Below are 18852 nucleotides of genomic sequence, written 5' to 3'. Positions count from 1 at the left end.
GACGGTCTCCTTCCGTGGACCGGCGCGGCGCGCCGGTCGGCGACTGGTCGACCATCCAGACGCGGGCGGGCCGCACCGCGTGACATACGCCGGCGGTGACGTACGTCACCGCCGGTGGCCCGCCCTCGCCCCGCGTCGTCCCGCGGCTACGACGACCCGGACCGCACCGCCGGTACGCGCGAATCACCGTCCGGCACGGAGCCCGGCCCGCCCCGGTCGCGCCGCACGAGGTTCGCGAGCAGGGAGTACCGCGGGACCCACCGCGCGAGCGCGGCCGTGGAGCCCGCGCCGAGGGCCGCCGTCGCCCACACGCCCGCCGCGAGCGACCCGACCCCCGCGCCCGCGGCCAGCACGAGCGGGCCGAGGGCGTCGCCGGTGTCCTGGAAGAGCCGCCACACGCTGAGGAACGTCGGGCGCACGGCGGCCGGCGCGACGTCGGCCCCGAGCGTCATGACGATGCCCGAGCCCATGCCGTTGCCCACGCCCAGGAGCGCCGCGACGACCGTCACCGCACCGACGGTGTGGGCGAACGGGAGCAGCGCGAGCCCGCCCGCCATGGTGAGCATCGACGGGACCGCGACCCACAGGCGCCCGAACCGGTCCATGACCTTGCCCGCGGGGTAGAAGAGGAGCATGTCCAACGCGCCCGAGACGCCGAAGACGAGCGACGTGACCTCGGCGTCCAGGCCGAGGTGCTCGCCCCACAGCGGGATGACGGTCTGCCGCGCCCCGCGCACCGCGGCGACGAGCAGGATCGCGACGCCGAGCGTCGCGAAGAGGCGCCGGTGCTCGCGCGCCACGGCCGCGATGCTCACGCGGGGCGCGCCGGCCCGGCCCGCCCGCTCCCGGTCGGCACCGCCCGGCGCGGGCTCCGGACGCACCACGGCGAGGACCGCCACCGCGGCGAGCGCCGCCCCGGTCCCGAGCCAGAACGCACCCTGCACGTCGCTCGCGGCGATGACCGCGGCCCCGGCGAAGGGGCCGAGGAACAGGCCGACGCGGTGCACGCCCGCGAGCGTCGACAGGACCCGCGCGCGGCGCAGCGGCGGCGTGATCTCCGTGAGGTAAGCCTGGCGCGCGAGGTTGAAGACGGCCGTCGACGCGCCGAGGGCGAGGACGCCCGCGGCGAGGCCGGCCAGCCCGGGCGTGACGGCGATCGTCGTGAACGCGGCGGTCGCGACGCCGCCCGCGAGGAGCATCGCGACGCGGTCGCCGAGCCGCTGGGCGAGCGCGCCCGCGGGCAGGTCGAACAGGATCTTGCCGATCGGGACGAGCGCCGCGACGAGCCCCGCGACGGTGAGGTTCGCGCCGCGCCCGGTCGCGGTGACGGCGACGACGGGGAGCATCGCGCCGACGCCGGTCTCCAGCAGGAGCGTCGGGACGAACGCGCCGAGGACGACGCTGCGCAGGGGGAAGAGCGGGGCGGCGCCGCGGCCGGGCGCGGTCACCGCACCTCCGCCACGACGTCGGTGGGAGCGGGTGCGGCGTCGGGCAGCACGGTGGGCGCGGCGGCCACGGGCTCGACGACGGGCGCGGCCTCGGCGTCGGGCCGCGCGACCTCGACCCCCCGGCAGGCGGGCGCGTCGGCGAGGAGCTCGAGGAGCTGTGGCGCCGCCGAGGCGCCGCTGTCCCAGCGGCCCGTCACCACGGAGACGACCCAGCTCGGCGCGCCGCCCTCGGGCAGCGCGAGCGTGACGAGGCGCTCGGCCTGCGGCTTGGCGGCGACGTGCCGGGGCACGAGCGCGATGCCGAGGCCGCGGTCCACGAGCTCGAGGAGCGTGTGCACGTCGTTGACCGAGCAGCGCACGCGGCGGTGGACGCCGTGCGCGGCGCACGTCGCGTCGTTCACGGGGCGCGCTCCCCACGACGGGTCGAAGTCGACGAACTCCTGGCCCGAGAGGTCGGACCAGTCCACGCGGCCGCGCGCGGCGAGCGGGTGCTCGGGCGCGCACACGAGCACGAGGGGCTCGCTCCCGAGGACGGTCTGCGCGAGCGACCCGAGGTGGTCCGTGGTCGCGACGAACGCGACGTCGAGGTCGCCCTCGCGCACGCGCGCGAGGAGGTCGTGCGAGCCGGCCTGGGCGAACTGGATCTCGACCTGGGGGTAGCGGCGGTGGAAGCGCTCGAGCAGGGCGGTGACGTCGAGGACCCCGAGGCACTGCTCGGACCCGACGCGCAGCGAGCCGGACAGCGCGCGCGTCGCCCGCACGACCGCGTCGCGACCGGCGGCGGCCTGCGCGAGCATGGACCGTGCGTGCGGCAGCAGCGCGAGCCCGGCCTCGGTGGGCTCGACGCGGCGGGTCGTGCGCGTGAAGAGGCTCGCGCCGAGCTCCTCCTCCAGGCTCCGGACCGCGGCGGAGAGCCCGGACTGCGAGACCCCGACGAGCTGCGCGGCGCGCGTGAACTGGCGCTCGTCCGCGAGGGCGACGAGGTACTCCATCTGGCGCAGATCCATTGATCACTCACTCTTCTACGCATGACAACTGCTAGTCGTTGGACTTCTAGGTTATCGGTTCCTACGCTCGACACGGCCGGCCCGCTCGCGGCCGCCGCCGACACCCCCGCCTTTCCCCGACCCGTGAGGGAGCACCATGCAGCAGCGCACGCTCGGAACCCGGACGGTCTCCGCGATCGGCCTCGGCGGCATGCCGATGTCCATCGAGGGCCGCCCGGACGAGGCCCGGTCCGTCGCGACGATCCACGCCGCGCTCGACGCGGGCGTCACGCTCGTCGACACGGCCGACGCCTACCACCTGCACGCGCACGAGGTCGGTCACAACGAGGAGCTCATCGCGCGTGCGCTGCGCTCGTACGGCGGCGACACGAGCGACGTCCTCGTCGCCACGAAGGGTGGCCACCTGCGCCCCGGCGACGGGACCTGGACGCAGAACGGCGACCCTGCCTACCTCAAGCAGGCCGCGAAGGAGTCCGCGCTCCGGCTCGGCGTCGACGCGATCGGCCTCTACCAGTTCCACCGCCCCGACCCCGCGGTCCCCTACGCCGAAGCCATCGGCGCGCTCGTCGAGCTGCTCGACGACGGCGTGATCCAGCAGGCCGGCATCTCCAACGCCGACGTCGCGCAGATCGACCTCGCGAACAAGATCCTCGGCGGCCGGCTCGCGTCGGTCCAGAACCAGTTCTCGCCGCGGTTCCGCTCGAGCCAGGGCGAGCTCGAGCACTGCGCGGCCCTCGGCATCGCGTTCCTGCCGTGGAGCCCGCTCGGCGGGATCGCGAACGCCGCCGAGCTCGGGGCGCGGCACGCCGTCTTCCAGGACGTCGCGGCCGCCCACGGCGTGAGCGTCTACCAGGTGACGCTCGCGTGGGAGCTCGCGCTCGCGCCCGTCGTCGTCCCCATCCCCGGCGCGTCGCGACCCGCGTCGATCCTCGACTCGGTCCGCGCCGCGGACCTGACCCTGACGCCCGAGGAGGTCGCGCGGCTCTCCGCCGCGTGACGCACGCCCTCCGGACCCGCCCCAGCGAAGGAGCTGCACCCATGAAGACCTTCACCCTCCCCGGCACCGACCTCGTCGTCCCGAACGTCGTGCTCGGCCTCATGCGCATCCAGGACAAGACCGACGACGAGGTCCGCACGCTCGTGCGGACCGCCCGCGACGCGGGGATCATGTTCCTCGACCACGCCGACGTCTACGGGTCCGACCTCCACGGCTGCGAGCGCCGCTTCGCCGAGGCGCTCGACCTCTCCCCCGCCGAGCGCGCGGAATGGGTCATCCAGTCCAAGGCCGGCATCGTGCGCGAGGGTCCGTACTTCGACTTCTCCTACGAGCACCTCGTCGCGTCCGTCGAGGGGTCGCTCGAGGCCCTGCGCACCGACTACCTCGACATCCTCCTGCTGCACCGCCCGGACGCCCTCGTCGAGCCGGAAGAGGTCGCGCGCGCGTTCTCCGACCTGCACGCCGCGGGCAAGGTGCGCGCGTTCGGGGTGTCCAACCACACCCCGGGGCAGATCGAGCTCCTGCGCCGGTACATCGACCAGCCGATCGTCGCGAACCAGCTCCAGCTCTCCGTCACGCACGCCCCGCTCGTCGCGCAGGGCGTCGCGGCGAACATGCAGGGTCTCGACCAGTCGGTCAGCCGCGACGGCGGGACGCTCGACTACTGCCGCCTGCACGACATCACGGTCCAGGCGTGGTCGCCGTTCCAGGCCGGGTTCTTCACGGGCGTGTTCCTCGGCTCCGAGAAGTACCCCGAGCTCAACGCCGTGATCGACCGCCTCGCCGCCCGGTACGACGTGCCGCCGATCGCGATCGCGACGGCGTGGATCACGCGCCACCCGGCGCAGATGCAGGTCGTCCTCGGCACGACGAACCCCGAGCGCGTCGCGGGCGCGGCCCTCGGCTCGGACGTGCCGCTCACGCGCGCCGAGTGGTACGAGCTGTTCCGCGCCGCGGGGTACACCGTCCCGTGACGGGAGGGCCCGGCCGCCCGTGTCCCAGGTCACGCGCGGGCCGGCCGGGCGGCCCCGCCCGGCGGTCTAGGCTCGTTCCGTGGCAACCTTCTCGGCAGTGACCCGGCAGCACATCCTCCAGGCGATCGCGGACTGGGACGACCGCGGCCGGGACGCGTTCCTCGGGGTCTACGGGTTCGCCCCGAGCCCCGGCACCCCGCTCCTCCACGAGGACCGCGCGTACGACGCCCAGGCGATCCTCGGCGTCGCGCACCGGTACGCGACCGGACGCGTCGCGACCGCCGAGGAGTTCCGCAACAGCCCGGTCAGCGTCGCGGACCTGCTGCGCAAGCGCGGGTTCGACGTCCCGGGCGCCGCGCCCGCAGCGCCCGCTCCCGCGCGTCGCACGGCCGCACGGTCCACCTCGCCCGCGCGGGCACCGCGACGCACGACGACGGCACGCGCCGCCGAGCCCGAGAAGGCCCCGGCCGTGTGCCCGACGTGCTTCACGGTGCTGCCGGCCACGGGCATCTGCGACGACTGCGGCTGACCACCGCCCGCACCGAACGACACGGGGCGCCGTCCTGACCGGACGGCGCCCCGTGTCGTCGTGCTGGCGGGTCCGGGTCAGTTGACCTCGGACGGGTGCGCGCTCACGCGGCCCGAGCCGTCGCCCGGGTCGAGCGCGTCGATCGCCGCGACCTCGTCCGCCGTGAGCTCGAAGCCGAAGACGTCGAAGTTCTCCGCCATGCGCTCCTTGCGCGACGACTTCGGGAAGACGATGAAGCCCCGCTGCAGGTGCCAGCGCAGGACCACCTGGGCGGGGGTCACGCCGTGCGCGGCCGCGGCGTCGGCCACGGGCTGCCTCTCGAAGAGCGGGTACTTGCCCTGGCCGAGCGGACCCCACGACTCGATCCGCGTGCCGTTCGCCTCGGCCCACGCGAGGACGTCGCGCTGCTGGTACGCCGGGTGCAGCTCGATCTGGTCGACGGCCGGCACGACGCCCGTCGCGGCGACGATCCGGTCGAGGTGCTCGGGCAGGTGGTTCGAGACGCCGATCGAGCGCGCGAGACCCGCGTCGCGGATCTCGACGAGCTTCTCCCACGCGTTCGTGTACTGGTCCTGCGCGGGGGCGGGCCAGTGCGTGAGGTACAGGTCGACGTGGTCGAGGCCGAGCTTGTCGAGGCTCTCCCGGATCGCGTCGTGCGGCTGCTCGCCGGACTGGCGGTCGTTCCAGAGCTTGGTCGTGACGAACAGCTCGTCGCGCGGGATCCCGCTCTTCGCGATCGCGGCGCCCACGCCCTCCTCGTTGCGGTAGATCGCCGCGGTGTCGATGTGGCGGTAGCCGACCTCGAGGGCCGCGCTCACCGCCTTCTCGGCCTCGTCCGGCGGCACGAGGAAGACGCCGAAGCCGAGCTGAGGGATGGTGTGACCGGAGTTCAGGGTCACGGTCGGAACAGAGGGAACCGTCATACGGACCAGCGTAGGAAGCGCCCGTCCGCCCGTCCAACGACTGCGGGGCATGCGACCCATCGCTCCTGCTCATGAGTCCGCCCGGTAGGCGTCGGTGCCGAACGCGCGGAATGTCCGACTGGACTTCCCAGATCACGGTTTGGTTACACTGGCGCGGTCCTGCCCACGAAGAACCGGAGCGCTCATGTCTCGAGGCCGCCACAGCGCAGCCCCCGCCTCACCCGCGCGCTCCTTCCGGCTCCCGTCCTTGCCCACGCTGCCGGTCCGGTCGCTCAAGCTGCCCGCGCTGGCCCTCGTGACCCTGCTCGGCTCCGGCGTCGTCGGCACGGGCCCCCAGGCCGCCGAGGGCAACCCGGACGTCGCGCCGCTCAGCGTCGAGCCGACCGCCGAGCGCGCGCCGGCCGCCGCGAGCCGCTCGTCCGAGCGCACGGCACCGCCCCCCACCGCCAAGGAGGCCCCGGTCGTCGAGACGGCGGCGAAGATCATCGTCGTCCCCGCGGCCGAGGTCGCCCCGCCGCCCGAGCCGGAGCCCGTCGTCACCGGCCAGCTGTGGACCACCGACGCGGTGAACGTGCGGACCGGACCGTCGGCCGACGCCGAGCGCGTCGCGACCGCCGAGTTCGCCCAGGCCGTCGACGTCACCGGCACCACCGAGGGCGACTGGAGCCAGGTCGTCTGGGACGGCTCGGCCGCGTGGATCAAGACGAGCTTCCTGTCGTCCTCCCAGCCCGAGGCACGCACCGCCACGACCACGACGAGCGCGGGCGGCACGTCCGACGCCGCGTGCTCGGTGAGCAGCGGCATCGAGTCCTCGCTCCAGGCGAACGCACGGGCCGTCTACCGCTCCGTGTGCGCCCACTTCCCGCAGGTGACGTCCTACGGCGGCATCCGCCCGGGCGACAGCGGCGACCACGGCACCGGCCGCGCCCTCGACATCATGATCAGCGGTGACACCGGCTGGCAGATCGCGCGCTACCTCCAGGCCAACGCCGGCGCGCTCGGTATCACGTACCTCATCTACCAGCAGCAGATCTGGATGGCCGGCGACCCCGCGAGCGCGTGGTCCGGCATGGAGGACCGCGGCGGCACGACCGCGAACCACTTCGACCACGTGCACGTCAGCACGTCCTGACCCCCGCCCGAGGGCCCCTCCCCCGCCACCACCCTTGACGGCGCCCGGCGGCGATCGAACCATGGGGCCATGGTGACGACGACCGCGATCGGGTACGAGAGGAACCTGCCCTCCGACGCTGCGGACGCCCTCGTCGTGCGGGAGGTCGAGGTCCCCGCCCTCGGGCCGCACGACCTGCTCGTGGAGGTCGAGGCGGTGTCCGTGAACCCCGTGGACGTGAAGCTGCGCGCCGGCGCGCCGTCCGACGGGTTCCGCGTCCTCGGCTTCGACGCCGCGGGCGTGGTGCGCGACGTCGGGGACGCGGTGACGCTGTTCTCCCCGGGCGACGAGGTGTTCTACGCCGGGAGCGTCGACCGGCCCGGCACGAACCAGCGCCTCCACGTCGTGGACGAGCGCGTCACCGGGCGCAAGCCGGCGACGCTCTCCTTCGCGGACGCGGCGAGCCTGCCCCTGACGGCGATCACCGCGTGGGAGGCCCTGTTCGACCGGCTCGGCCTCACCGACGCCTCGACCGGGACCCTGCTGGTCGTCGGCGCGACCGGCGGTGTCGGGTCGATCATGCTGCAGCTGGCCGAGGCGCTCCTGCCGGGCGTCACGGTCGTCGCGACCGCCTCCGACGACGACCGCGCGGCCTGGGTGCGCGGCTTCGGCGCGGAGCACGTCGTCGACCATCGGGGCGACCTGGCCGCCCAGGTGCTCGGGATCGCGCCGGACGGCGTGGACTGGGTGTTCACCGCGCACTCGGAGGGACAGGTCGAGACGTACGCGACGATCGTGCGCCCCTTCGGCCACGTCGTCGCGATCGACGACGGACCGCGCGACGTGTTCCCGTTGAAGGACAGGAGCATCGCCTGGCACTGGGAGCTCATGTTCACGCGACCCGTCCAGCGGACCCCCGACATGATCGAGCAGCACCGCCTCCTGGACCGGGTGGCCGACCTCGTCGACGAGGGCCGTGTCCGCGCGACGACGACCAGGACCCTCGCCCCGATCGGTCCCGAGACGCTGCGCGAGGCGCACGCGCTCGTCGAGAACGGGCGCACGACGGGCAAGGTCGTCGTGCACGGCTGGCGGTAGCCGCCTCACCACCGGCCCGCACGGGTCCCCGGCCGACGCCGGGATCGCGGTGATCGCGGTATCGACCGCACACGACGAAGGCCGCCTCCTCGACGAGGAGACGGCCTTCGGTCTCGGTGGAGCTGAGGGGACTCGAACCCCTGACCCCCTGCATGCCATGCAGGTGCGCTACCAGCTGCGCCACAGCCCCGTGGATCCGTGAAGATCCAGGTCATGCACTCCTCCGGCCGGTTTCCCGTCCTGCGGAGCGTCGCTAGTCTACGCAGAAACCGGCTCCAGATTCCAATCCGGTCCGGCGTTCCACTCGTCGAGCGGGAACCCGGCCCCGACGTTGTGCGCCACGAGGCGCCACGCGGGCCGTGCGGTGGGTGCGGAACGGTGCAGGTGGGACCAGTGCACGTTGTGCAGCCCGGAGATCCCGCGCCACCCCTCGGCGTCGAGCCCGAGCAGCGCGGTGACGGCGAGCGTGATCGCGGCGCCGTGGGACACGACCACGAGGGTGTCGTCCTGCTCCAGCGACTCGACGTGCTCGGTGACGGCCTCGACGAGCCGCGCCGCGACGTCGGCCTTGCTCTCCGCGCCCGCGCGCGCGGGCTCCTCGCCCCGACGCCACGCGGCGTACTCCTCGGGCCAGCGCTCGGCGATCTCCGGCCCGGTGAGGCCCTCCCACTCCCCGAAGCCGCGCTCGCGCAGCCGGGGGTCGAGCAGGACGTCCGTGCCGATCGCGCCCGCGTACGCGCGCGCGGTGTCCGCGGCGCGCACGAGGTCGGACGCGACGACGCGCGTCGCGCGGTGGGCGCTCGCGAGCGCCTTCGCGCCCTGCTCGGCCTGCCACTGCCCCACCGCGTCGAGCGGGATGTCCACCTGGCCCTGCAGGCGCATCGTGGCGTTGTAGGCCGTGCGGCCGTGGCGCAGGAGGACGAGCGTGCCGGCGCTCACGCCAGGGGCTCCCCCGACAGGCGGATGGCGCCGTCACCCCGGGTCGTGTCGTCCGCGTCGTCGGCGGACCCGTCGCCCCCGCGCGCGTCCTCGGGCAGCGCGACGACCGGGCAGTCCTTCCAGAGGCGCTCGAGCGCGTAGTAGACGCGGTCCTCGGCGTGCTGGACGTGCACGACGACGTCGCCGAAGTCCAGGAGGACCCAGCGGGCCTCCTGCTTGCCCTCGCGGCGGATCGGCTTGGCGCCCGCCTTGAACATCGCCTCCTCGACCGCGTCGACGATCGCCGAGACCTGGCGCTCGCTCGACCCGGACGCGATGAGGAACACGTCCGTGAGGACGAGCTGCTCGCTCACGTCGAGCGCGATGATCTCCTCGGCCTTGCGGTCGGACGCCGCCCGGGCCGCGACGACGGCGAGCTCCACGGCTCGTTCGGTGGCAGTCACGTGTCTCCTTCTGATGGCCGCTCAGCGGCCGGGGTCGGGTGTGGCGTGGTCGTCCCACGTGCCGACGACGCTCGCCGAGGCGCTCGCGTCCTCCGTCGCCAGGCCGGGGTCGTCGCGCGAGACGAGCGTCCAGACGAGCAGGCCGAGGACGAACGCCACGGCGACGAGGATGAGGTAGTGCAGCCACGTGTACGACGGGCCGCGGGGGTCGTCGTCGAGGTCCTCCTCGGGCTCCTCGACCTCCTCGGCGCGCGAGCGGACGCGCGGGAAGAGGTCGTCCGAGGGCGCCGTGGCCGGGGCGGCCTCGCGGACGCCGCCGAACGGCGACGCGGCCTCGCGGCTCGCGCTCGCCGGCTCGGGCGCGGAGCCCGACGTGATCGCGGACCACGGGAGCGCCGCACCCGGGGCCTCGGCAGGGGCCGGGGCGGTCGGGGCGGAGGTCGGCGTGGAGGGGACGCGCTCGGGCGCGGCGGGCGCCCGGGTGGCCCCCCACGGCGACGGGGCGGGCGACGGGGCGGGGGTCGCCGGGGGCGGGGTGGGCGCCGCGGTCGGCGCGGAGAAGGCGGAGAGCCGCTGCGGCTGGGCGGCGGGGGCGGGCGCGGAGTCGGGCGCGCCCACGCGACCGACGGGGACGGACTGGCCGAACCCTCCCACGGGGGTCGCCGGCGCCGGGGGCCGCACCGGCCCGGCCGACCCGGGCACCGCGGGCCGCGGCGGCGCGGCGGGCGGGCGCGAGCTCGTGCGGGTCGGCACGACGGGCGTCGGGGACGGCGGGCGGATCGCGACCCGCTCGGCGGTCTCCTGCACGGGCGTGAGCCGCCCCGTCTCGTCCAGGCCCCGCATGCCGCCCGAGGCGGCCGGGGGGCGCACGACGGACGGCTGCGACGGGTGGTCGGTGGGCCCGGTCGTCTCGCGCAGCGCACGGCGCGACGGGGGCGGGGTCGCCGGGGCGGCGGGCCGCGGTGCGGCAGGCGGCTGCCACCCGCCGGCCGCGGGTGCCGGAGAGCCGGTCTGCGCCGCGCGCTCGGCGGCGGCGGCGGCCTCGCGCTCCCGGATCTCGCGCCGCGTGAGCGGGCGTACGGGCTGCATGTTGCTGCCGTTGTCACTCATCGTGCTGTCCTCGATACAAACCGTGCTTGGCGATGTACTGGACCACGCCGTCCGGAACCAGGTACCACACCGGCTGGCCCGCCTCCGCACGTCGACGGACGTCCGTCGACGAGATGGCGAGGGCCGGGACCTCGAGCGTGGTGACCACGCCCGGCGGCAGACCTTCGACGCTCAGGTGGTGACCCGGGCGGGAGACAGCCACGAAGTGTGCCATCTTCCACAGCTCGTCGGCATCCTTCCAGGTCAGGATCTGCTCGACGGCGTCCGCACCCGTGATGAAGAACAGCTCGGCGTCCGGTCGCGCGGCCCGCAGGTCCCGCAGCGTGTCGACCGTGTACGTCAGGCCGGGCCGGTCCACGTCCACGCGGCTCACCGTGAACCGCGGGTTGGACGCGGTCGCGATGACGGTCATGAGGTACCGGTGCTCGGCCGGGCTGACGGTCTGGTGCTGCTTGAACGACGGCTTCCCGGTCGGCACGAACACGACCTCGTCGAGGTCGAACCGTGCCGCGGCCTCGCTCGCCGCGACGAGGTGGCCGTGGTGGATGGGGTCGAACGTGCCACCCATCACCCCCAGGCGGGGTCGGCGCGGGCTCATCGAGGCGTCATCGGTCGCGGCGCGGGCGTCGTGCGCTGCCGGTCAGTGGCGGGTGCCGACGCTGCGGAACGCGTACGTCACGAGCAGCAGGGCCACGAGCCCGCCGAACCCGATCAGCCCGTACGCGAGCGGCGGGATGGGCAGGTGCGACGCGGCCTCGGCGCCTTCCTCGGCGGCCAGCACGACGGCAGAGATCACGACGTCCTCCTCGAAGGTCGTCCCCGTGACCTGCGGGCGGTGCCGCGGGACCGGGGTGGTGCGGTGGAGCGGTACACCCGCCGGGACCGGCCCGGCGGCGGACCGGACGGGCGCCGGTCGCCGACCAGTCTCTCACGACCGCCCGGCGACCCGGTCCGGCGGGTAGCAGGAACTACCCGGCGAACCGTGCGTCACGGACGAACGTGACCGTCGCCGTGCACGACCCATTTCGTCGTCGTCAGCTCGGCCAGGCCCATGGGGCCGCGCGCGTGGAGCTTCTGCGTCGAGATGCCGATCTCCGCGCCGAGGCCGAACTGGCCGCCGTCGGTGAAGCGCGTGGACGCGTTGACCATGATCGCCGCGGAGTCGAGCTCCGCGACGAAGCGCTCCGACGCGGCGAGGTCGCGCGTGACGATCGCCTCGGTGTGGCCCGACGTCCACGTGCGCACGTGCTCGATCGCGGCGTCGAGGTCGTCGACGACGCGCACCGCGATCTCGGGCGCGAGGTACTCGGTCGCCCAGTCCTCGTCGGTGGCCGGGAGCACGTCCGTGCCCTCGGGCGCGAGCCCGGCGGTGCGGTCGTCGCCGTGCACGACGACGCCCGCGTCCGTGAGCGCGGCGAGCGCGGCGGGGAGGAAGTCCGGGGCGGCGTCGGCGTGCACGAGCAGCGTCTCCGCGGCGTTGCACACCCCGACGCGCTGCGTCTTGGCGTTGAGCAGGATCTCGAGCGCCATCGCGCGGTCCGCGCTCGCGTCGACGTACACGTGCACGTTGCCCACGCCCGTCTCGATGACGGGGACGGTCGACTCGCGCACGACGGTGCGGATGAGGTCCGCTCCCCCGCGCGGGACGAGCACGTCGACCAGGCCGCGCGCGTGCATGAGCGCGACGGCGCCGGGGCGCCCGTACCGGTCGATCGACTGCACGAGGTCGCCGGGCAGGCCCTGCGCCTCGAGCGCGCGGGCGAGCACGCCCACGACGACCTCGTTCGAGCTCGCCGCGGCGGACCCGCCGCGCAGGATGACCGCGTTGCCGCTCTTGAGGGCGAGGCCCGCGGCGTCGACCGTGACGTTGGGCCGCGCCTCGTAGATCATGCCGACGACGCCCATCGGCACGCGCAGCTGGCGCAGGCGCAGCCCGTTGGGGAGCGTCGAGCCGCGCACGACCTCGCCCACCGGGTCGGGCAGGCCCGCGAGCGCGCGCAGCGCGTCGGCGATCGCGGCGATGCGGTCGGCGTCGAGCGCGAGCCGGTCGAGCAGGCCCTCGCTCATGCCGTTCGCGCGCTCGCGCTCGAGGTCCACCGCGTTCGCGGCGACGATCTCGTCGGTCGCCGCGACGAGCGCGTCGGCCAGGGCGTGCAGGGCGGCGTCCTTGGTCGCGCGCGTCGCGGTCGCGAGCGCGCGGGAGGCGACCTTGGCGCGGCGCGCGACGTCCTCGACGGCCGTCGCGACGCTCGTCGCGTCGTCGGCAGGACCGGTGGTCTCGGGCTGGGCTTCGCCCGCGACGACGGGCGCGTCCTCGGTGGTGGTCATGGTCCGAGCCTACGTCGGACGCCGCGCCACCGGGAGCGTCGTCCGCCCGCCGGTCAGCGGGTGCGCCGACGCACGAGCACGAGGTCGTCGCGGTGCACGACCTCGCGGTCGTAGCCCTCGCCGAGCTCGCGGCGCAGGTCCTTCGTGGACCGGCCCAGGAGCCCCGGGATGTCGCGCGACTCGAACGCCACGAGCCCGCGGGCCACGACGCGGCCGTCGGGCGCGACGAGCTCGACCGGGTCGCCCGCGTCGAAGTCGCCCTCGACGGCGGTGACGCCGGCCGGCAGGAGCGACGCGCGCCCGCCCTGCACGGCCTTCACCGCGCCGTCGTCCAGGACGAGCCGCCCGCGGGTGCGTGCCGCGTGCGCGAGCCAGAGCCGGCGGCGCGTGGTGCGCTTCCCGGTCGCGGCGAACCACGTGCCCACGGGCTCGCCCGCGAGCGCCGCCGCGGCGTTCTCCGCCTTGGTGAGCACGACGGGGATGCCGGTGCCCGTCGCGATGGAGACCGACTCGAGCTTGGTGAGCATGCCGCCCGTCCCGACGGCGCTCCCCCGCCCCGTCACCTCGATCCCCGCGATGTCGGCCGCCGAGCGCACCTCGGGGATCCGCCGCGTCCCGGGGCGCGACGGCGGCCCGTCGTAGAGGCCGTCGACGTCCGTGAGCAGGACCATCGCGTCGGCGCGCACGAGGTGGGAGACGAGCGCGGCGAGGCGGTCGTTGTCGCCGAAGCGGATCTCGTCGGTCGCGACGGCGTCGTTCTCGTTGACGACCGGCACGACGCCGAGACCCAGGAGGCGCTCCAGGGAGCGCTGGGCGTTGCGGTAGTGGCCGCGGCGGACCGTGTCCTCGGCGGTGAGCAGCACCTGGCCGACCCGCAGGCCGTGGCCCGCGAACGCCTCGGCGTACCGGGCGACGAGCAGGCCCTGGCCCACCGAGGCCGTCGCCTGCGCGGTCGCGAGGTCGCGCGGTCGGCTCGTGAGGCCGAGCGGCCCGATGCCCGCGGCGATCGCGCCGGACGTGACGAGCACGACCTGCCCGCCGTCCTCGCGTCGCGCCGCGAGGACGTCGACGAGCGCCCGCAGGGCCGCGAGGTCGAGGTGGCCGTCGGCGCCGGTGAGCGACGACGAGCCGATCTTCACCACGACGCGGCGGGCGGCGGCGATCTCGGAGCGGGAGGACAGGGCGTTCACGCGTCCCATCATCGCCGCCGGACCCCGACCGGCGCGCAGGATTTCACGGAGCAGGACGCCACGGGTCGCGCCGGGCGCGGTCAGTCGGCGTCCGGGTCCGTCCAGGTGCCTGCCTCGCGCTCGGTCCACAGCTCGCGGCGGGCCTCGGCCTTGGCGTCCATGCGCTCGTGGTGCTCGCGGCGCTTCTCCGACCGCGTGGGGCGCAGGCGCTCGTCGAGGCGGTTGTCGGAGCCGCGCGGCCCGCCGAGCAGCTCGGAGCCCGTCATGAGCGTGGGCTCCCAGTCGAACACGACGGCGTTGACGTCGCTGCCGATCCGGACCTCGTCGCCCGCGACGGCGCCCGCCTCGAAGAGCTTCTCCTCGACGCCCAGGCGCGCGAGACGGTCGGCGAGGTAGCCGACGGCCTCGTCGTTCGCGAAGTCGGTCTGGCGCACCCAGCGCTCGGGCTTGGCGCCGCGGACCTCGAACCAGTAGTCCGTGGCCCCGCCCTTGCGCGTCACCGTGAAGCCAGCCTCGTCGACGGCGCGCGGGCGCAGCACGACGCGCGTCGGCTCGGGCGCGGGCGCCTCGGCGCGCGCCTTCTCGACGAGCTCGGCGAGCGCGTAGGTGAGGGGGCGCAGCCCTTCGTGGCTCGCGGTCGACACCTCGAACACGCGCAGGCCGCGCGCCTCGAGGTCGGGCTTGACGAGATCGGCGAGCTCGCGCGCCTCGGGCACGTCGATCTTGTTGAGCACGACGAGCCGGGGGCGCTCCGTGAGCGGCACGCGACCGCCCTCGATGTCGAGGTCCTGCGCGTACGCCGCGAGCTCGGCCTCGATGACGTCGAGGTCGCTGATCGGGTCGCGACCCGGCTCGAGGGTCGCGCAGTCGAGGACGTGCACGATCACGGCCGTGCGCTCGATGTGGCGCAGGAACTCCAGGCCGAGGCCCTTGCCCTCGCTCGCGCCCGGGATGAGCCCCGGCACGTCCGCGACGGTGAACCGCGCCGAGCCGGCCTGGACCACGCCGAGGTTCGGCACGAGCGTCGTGAACGGGTAGTCGGCGATCTTGGGCCGCGCGGCCGAGACCGCGGCGACGAGCGAGGACTTGCCCGCGCTCGGGTACCCGACGAGCGCGACGTCCGCGATGGTCTTGAGCTCGAGGACGACGTCGCGCTCCTCGCCGGGCTCGCCGAGCAGCGCGAAGCCGGGCGCCTTGCGTCGGGGCGACGCGAGCGCGGCGTTGCCGAGACCGCCGCGACCGCCCTCGGCGACGACGTACTCCGCCCCCGCGCCGACGAGGTCCGCGAGGACCGTGCCGTCGGGCGTCTTGACGACCGTGCCGTCCGGCACGCGCAGGACGAGGTCCTCGCCGTTCGCGCCGTCGCGGTCGTCGCCCATGCCCTGGGTGCCCGACGTCGCGTGCCGGTGCGGCGAGTGGTGGTACTCGAGCAGCGTCGTCGTCTGCGGGTCGACCACGAGCCGGACCGTGCCGCCGTCACCGCCGTTGCCGCCGTCGGGGCCGGCGAGCGGCTTGAACTTCTCGCGGCGGACCGAGGCGCACCCGTTCCCGCCGTTGCCGCCGGAGACGTGCAGGACGACACGGTCGACGAAGCTGGCCATGGGTGGATCCTCTCAGAGGTGGGTCGTGCGGTGCCGCGGGGCGCGGCGGTCCCGGGCCGGGGCGCGGCCGGGGGGAGATACGGCAGGAGGGGCGCACCGCGTCGGTGCGCCCCTCCTGCTCGAAGACTGCCGGTTGTGGCTCAGGCCTCGACGGTGACGATGTCGACGACCTTGCGGCCACGGCGCGTGCCGAACTGCACCGCGCCGGCGGCGAGGGCGAACAGCGTGTCGTCCTTGCCGCGGCCGACGTTCTCACCGGGGTGGAAGTGCGTGCCGCGCTGGCGGACGATGATCTCGCCCGACTTGACGACCTGCCCGCCGAAGCGCTTCACGCCGAGGCGCTGGGCGTTCGAGTCGCGACCGTTGCGCGAGGAGCTCGCGCCCTTCTTGTGTGCCATGACGAACCTGCTTTCGTGCTGGTTGCTGAGGGAGGGTGCCGGTCGGCGCGGGGCGGCCCGTGGCCGCTACCTCGCGCCGGGCGAGATCACTTGATGCCGGTGACCTTGAGGCGGGTCAGCTGCTGACGGTGACCCTGGCGACGGCGGTAACCGGTCTTGTTCTTGTACCGCAGGATCGTGATCTTCGGACCCTTCTCGTCCCGCACGACCTCGGCGGTGACCTTGACCTTCGCGAGCTTCGCGGCGTCCGTGGTCACCTTCTCCCCGTCCACCAGCAGGAGAGCGGGCAGCTCGACGGAATCACCGACGCCGGCGGACAGCCTGTCCACCACGACGATGTCGCCGACGGAAACCTTCTCCTGACGGCCACCGGCCTTGACGATCGCGTACACCACGTTGCTGCTCATCTCTCCTAGTCTTGGCGTGCTCGTCACGGCGAGTTCGTCTTGGAGACTCCGACCACGCCGCGGCGTGCGAGTGCGAGTCGTCCGTGGGCACACGGGACCGGCGCGCCTGGGCGCGCCGACGTTCAAGACTACGGAAATGCGGCGGGCAGGTCAAACCGCGCGGGCGGTCGCCGCGCGCGGACGTCCCGCACGCGGCGACCGGGACCGTGCGAGCCGCCCGGGCACCGTCCTACTCGAGGACGAACGTGACCTCCAGCACGACCTGCCAGGCCGTGATGCGGCCGTCGGCCACGTCGACCTTCTGCTCCTTGACCCACGCGCCCGAGACGTTGCGCAGCGTGCTCGCCGCGCGCTCGACGCCGATCCGCACCGCGTCCTCGAAGCTCGTGTCCGACCGCGCGCTGATGTGCGTGATCCGTGCCACCGTGCCGCTCATACCGGTCTCCCCCGTCCTGGCGGGCGCTCCGGTGCGCCCGCGCACCCGTCGAGCATCCCGCCGCGGGCCCGCCCTCGCCACCGGGGCGCCGGGCCGGGCGGCGGCCACGAGCGCACGGGTGCGCGTGCGTGCCTACGCTGGCCGGGGAGGTGGTCGCATGGGTCCCGCAGACCCGACCCGCGGCGCCCTGGGCGCGGACGACGCCGTGGCCGCGGCCCTGCGCGCGGTCGACCGGCGCTCGTTCCTCCCGCGCGCGCAGCGCCGCTGGGCGGGACAGGACCGGCCGCTCGCGATCGGGCACGGGCAGACCAACTCCCAGCCCTCGACCGTCGCGGCCATGCTCCGCCTGCTCGACGTCCGGCCCGGCGCGCGCGTCCTCGACGTCGGCTCGGGGTCGGGCTGGACGACGGCGCTCCTCGCGGTGCTCGTGGGCCCCGAGGGCAGCGTGCTGGGCGTCGAGCGCGACCCCGACCTCGCCGCGTGGGGCGCGGCCAACGTCGCGCGCGAGCGCACCCCGTGGGCGCGCGTCGTCACCGCGACGCGCGGCGTGCTCGGCTCCCCCGGGGAGCGCTACGACCGGATCCTCGTCTCGGCCGCGGCGCAGGCGCTGCCGCGCGCGCTCGTCGACCAGCTCGCCCCGGGCGGCCGCATGGTCGTCCCCGTGCGGCACACGATGGTCCTCGTCGAGGCGGACCCCGAGGCGCCGGGAGGCTTCCGCACGAGCGAGCACGGCTCCTACTCGTTCGTCCCGCTCGTCGAGGACGCGCCCGCTCCCCCGCCCCCCGGCTGACCGCGCCACGGCGGGTCCGGGAGATGGGTGCGGCAGCGCGCCTCGTACGTCTCGGCGCCGCCCACGTGCGCCGCGACGGGCGCCAGCGGGTCGCCCGGGTCGCCCGCGCCGGTCGGCGCGGCCAACCGGACGTGGAACGCGGCGTCCTCGCCGCACACCGCGCACACCGCCGTGAGCTTGTCGACGCGCTCGGCGAGCGCCATGAGCGCGGGCAGGGGCTCGAACGGCCGCGCGTCGAACGTCACGTCGAGCCCCGCGACGACCACGACGAGCCCGCGGTCGGCGAGTCGCTGCACGACGTCGACCAGCCCGGGGCCGAAGAACTGCGCCTCGTCGACGGCGACCAGGTCGAGCGGTCCCGCCTCGCGCACGAGGCGTTCCAGGTCGTCCGCGTCGCGTGCCGTGCGCGACGGCGTCGCGAACCCGGAGTGCGAGCTCACCGTGCCCGCGCCGCGCCGCGTGTCGAGCGCGTGGCCCACGACCTCGACGCGCCGGCCCGCGATCTCGGCACGGCGCACGCGCCGCAGGAGCTCCTCCGTCTTGCCCGCGAACATCGGGCCGCACACGACCTCGACGCGACCGCCCGCGCGCGGGCCGGGGGGCTGCGGACCTGCTGCGCCGCTCATGCGAGCAGTGAACCACCCCCCGCCCACGCCGTGCTCGGCGGCGCGGGACGACGGTGCGGTCAGTGGTGCCGGGCGGACCCGTTCGAGGACGGCCGCACGGGCAGCGGCTTCGGCTCCGCTCCCGCACCGAGCACCGAGACGCGGTCCGGGGAGCCCGGGCGCGCGGCGTCGCGGCGGCTGAGGATCGTGGTGCCGGACGACCCGGCCGGGACGTCGGCCGCGGGGCCCTCGGCCGGAGCGGTGCTCGCGTCCCCGGCGACGGGCTCGCCCTCGGTCGCCGCTCGGTCCGTGGCGGGGTCGGCGGTCGCGTCCGGCGCGGTCGCCTCGGGGCTCGCTCCGGGCCCGGCCTCCGCCGGCGCCACGGGCACGGCCGCGATCCCGGCAAGGCCCCCGCCGCCGACGCCCGGCACCGAGCGGACGAGCGGGAGCTCGCGCGTGCCCGTGCCGCCCGGGCGCGCGGCCGCCTCGGGTCCGGTCGCGCCCGCCGGGGCGTCTCC

At 75.2% G+C, this 18852-nt stretch carries 21 protein-coding genes, 1 tRNA gene and 1 pseudogene; 6 read left to right on the top strand and 17 right to left on the bottom strand.

What is annotated here, in order from left to right; genetic code table 11:
* Nucleotides 1-146: 146 nt before the first annotated feature.
* Nucleotides 147-1448 (bottom strand): MFS transporter, encoded by a 1302-nt coding sequence (locus GYH36_RS07855; RefSeq protein ID WP_312028553.1) that lies wholly within the window; start codon nt 1446-1448, stop codon nt 147-149.
* Nucleotides 1445-2455, bottom strand: a complete 1011-nt coding sequence (locus tag GYH36_RS07850) for a LysR family transcriptional regulator (RefSeq protein WP_024840791.1) — start codon at nt 2453-2455, stop codon at nt 1445-1447. Before GYH36_RS07850 ends, GYH36_RS07855 begins: the two co-directional genes overlap by 4 nt.
* Before the next feature lie 136 nt (nt 2456-2591).
* Between GYH36_RS07850 and GYH36_RS07845 the strand changes: the two genes are divergently transcribed.
* The 3 genes from GYH36_RS07845 to GYH36_RS07835 all read left to right on the top strand — a co-directional run bounded on the left by GYH36_RS07845 (nt 2592) and on the right by GYH36_RS07835 (nt 4955).
* Entirely contained in the window at nt 2592-3452 is an 861-nt protein-coding gene (locus GYH36_RS07845; protein ID WP_162289566.1) for an aldo/keto reductase, read from the top strand.
* Nucleotides 3453-3493: 41 nt separating this feature from the next.
* Nucleotides 3494-4426 (top strand): aldo/keto reductase, encoded by a 933-nt coding sequence (locus GYH36_RS07840; protein ID WP_162289565.1) that lies wholly within the window; start codon nt 3494-3496, stop codon nt 4424-4426.
* A 79-nt stretch (nt 4427-4505) separates the two neighbouring features.
* Nucleotides 4506-4955 carry a ScoMcrA-related endonuclease gene (locus GYH36_RS07835; RefSeq protein ID WP_024840788.1) on the top strand — a complete coding sequence of 150 codons (450 nt, stop codon included), beginning with the start codon at nt 4506-4508 and terminating at the stop codon, nt 4953-4955.
* 77 nt (nt 4956-5032) lie between these two features.
* Here GYH36_RS07835 and GYH36_RS07830 read toward each other — a convergent pair whose 3' ends face one another.
* On the bottom strand, nt 5033-5878 hold the full coding sequence (locus tag GYH36_RS07830) for an aldo/keto reductase (protein ID WP_162289564.1): 846 nt from the start codon (nt 5876-5878) through the stop codon (nt 5033-5035).
* Nucleotides 5879-6125: 247 nt separating this feature from the next.
* Here GYH36_RS07830 and GYH36_RS07825 point away from each other — a divergent pair, with 247 nt between their 5' ends.
* Both GYH36_RS07825 and GYH36_RS07820 read left to right on the top strand, forming a co-directional pair.
* The gene (locus GYH36_RS07825; protein ID WP_162289563.1) at nt 6126-7010 is read left to right on the top strand and encodes an SH3 domain-containing protein; all 885 of its coding nucleotides are present in this window, start codon (nt 6126-6128) and stop codon (nt 7008-7010) included.
* Between the two features lie 69 nt (nt 7011-7079).
* Nucleotides 7080-8087 carry a zinc-binding alcohol dehydrogenase family protein gene (locus GYH36_RS07820; protein WP_162289562.1) on the top strand — a complete coding sequence of 336 codons (1008 nt, stop codon included), beginning with the start codon at nt 7080-7082 and terminating at the stop codon, nt 8085-8087.
* Nucleotides 8088-8204: 117 nt separating this feature from the next.
* Here the strand turns inward: GYH36_RS07820 and GYH36_RS07815 are convergent.
* The 12 genes from GYH36_RS07815 to GYH36_RS07765 form a co-directional block, all read right to left on the bottom strand.
* Nucleotides 8205-8277, bottom strand: a tRNA-Ala gene (locus GYH36_RS07815).
* Between the two features lie 68 nt (nt 8278-8345).
* Nucleotides 8346-9026: a histidine phosphatase family protein gene (locus GYH36_RS07810; RefSeq protein WP_024840784.1), complete on the bottom strand. Its 681-nt coding sequence runs from the start codon at nt 9024-9026 to the stop codon at nt 8346-8348.
* Nucleotides 9023-9469, bottom strand: coding sequence for a ribosome silencing factor (rsfS, locus tag GYH36_RS07805; RefSeq protein ID WP_162289561.1), 447 nt, complete (start codon nt 9467-9469; stop codon nt 9023-9025). Before rsfS ends, GYH36_RS07810 begins: the two co-directional genes overlap by 4 nt.
* 21 nt (nt 9470-9490) lie before the next feature.
* Nucleotides 9491-10579 (bottom strand): hypothetical protein, encoded by a 1089-nt coding sequence (locus GYH36_RS07800; protein WP_162289560.1) that lies wholly within the window; start codon nt 10577-10579, stop codon nt 9491-9493.
* Nucleotides 10572-11177, bottom strand: a complete 606-nt coding sequence (gene nadD / locus GYH36_RS07795; protein WP_024840781.1) for a nicotinate-nucleotide adenylyltransferase — start codon at nt 11175-11177, stop codon at nt 10572-10574. The genes GYH36_RS07800 and nadD overlap by 8 nt, the downstream gene beginning before the upstream one ends.
* A gap of 42 nt (nt 11178-11219) precedes the next feature.
* Entirely contained in the window at nt 11220-11375 is a 156-nt protein-coding gene (locus GYH36_RS19280) for a hypothetical protein (RefSeq protein ID WP_154798364.1), read from the bottom strand.
* Nucleotides 11376-11566: 191 nt separating this feature from the next.
* Nucleotides 11567-12907, bottom strand: coding sequence for a glutamate-5-semialdehyde dehydrogenase (locus GYH36_RS07790; RefSeq protein WP_115942805.1), 1341 nt, complete (start codon nt 12905-12907; stop codon nt 11567-11569).
* Between the two features lie 53 nt (nt 12908-12960).
* A complete protein-coding gene (gene proB, locus GYH36_RS07785) occupies nt 12961-14106 on the bottom strand; it encodes a glutamate 5-kinase (RefSeq protein WP_162289559.1) in 1146 nt (381 codons plus the stop codon).
* 71 nt (nt 14107-14177) lie between these two features.
* Entirely contained in the window at nt 14178-15698 is a 1521-nt protein-coding gene (gene obgE / locus GYH36_RS07780) for a GTPase ObgE (RefSeq protein ID WP_024840778.1), read from the bottom strand.
* Nucleotides 15699-15838: 140 nt separating this feature from the next.
* Nucleotides 15839-16096 (bottom strand): 50S ribosomal protein L27, encoded by a 258-nt coding sequence (rpmA, locus tag GYH36_RS07775; RefSeq protein WP_115942806.1) that lies wholly within the window; start codon nt 16094-16096, stop codon nt 15839-15841.
* 86 nt (nt 16097-16182) lie between these two features.
* Nucleotides 16183-16491 (bottom strand): 50S ribosomal protein L21, encoded by a 309-nt coding sequence (gene rplU, locus GYH36_RS07770; protein WP_197022549.1) that lies wholly within the window; start codon nt 16489-16491, stop codon nt 16183-16185.
* 241 nt (nt 16492-16732) lie between these two features.
* Entirely contained in the window at nt 16733-16939 is a 207-nt protein-coding gene (locus GYH36_RS07765; RefSeq protein ID WP_021482381.1) for a dodecin family protein, read from the bottom strand.
* 157 nt (nt 16940-17096) lie between these two features.
* Here GYH36_RS07765 and GYH36_RS07760 point away from each other — a divergent pair, with 157 nt between their 5' ends.
* On the top strand, nt 17097-17729 hold the full coding sequence (locus tag GYH36_RS07760) for a protein-L-isoaspartate O-methyltransferase family protein (RefSeq protein WP_051471673.1): 633 nt from the start codon (nt 17097-17099) through the stop codon (nt 17727-17729).
* Here the strand turns inward: GYH36_RS07760 and GYH36_RS07755 are convergent.
* Both GYH36_RS07755 and GYH36_RS07750 read right to left on the bottom strand, forming a co-directional pair.
* Nucleotides 17675-18355, bottom strand: a complete 681-nt coding sequence (locus GYH36_RS07755; RefSeq protein WP_162289558.1) for a thymidine kinase — start codon at nt 18353-18355, stop codon at nt 17675-17677. The genes GYH36_RS07760 and GYH36_RS07755 overlap by 55 nt on opposite strands.
* 59 nt (nt 18356-18414) lie before the next feature.
* Nucleotides 18415-18852 (bottom strand): annotated as a pseudogene (locus GYH36_RS07750) (hypothetical protein); the annotation flags it as partial.

Origin of the sequence: Cellulosimicrobium composti, assembly GCF_010287905.1 — a bacterium.
Taxonomy (GTDB): Bacteria; Actinomycetota; Actinomycetes; order Actinomycetales; family Cellulomonadaceae; genus Cellulosimicrobium; species Cellulosimicrobium composti.
Note: the sequence above shows the minus strand (reverse complement) of the source record. Positions and strands in the feature narration are given on the sequence as shown.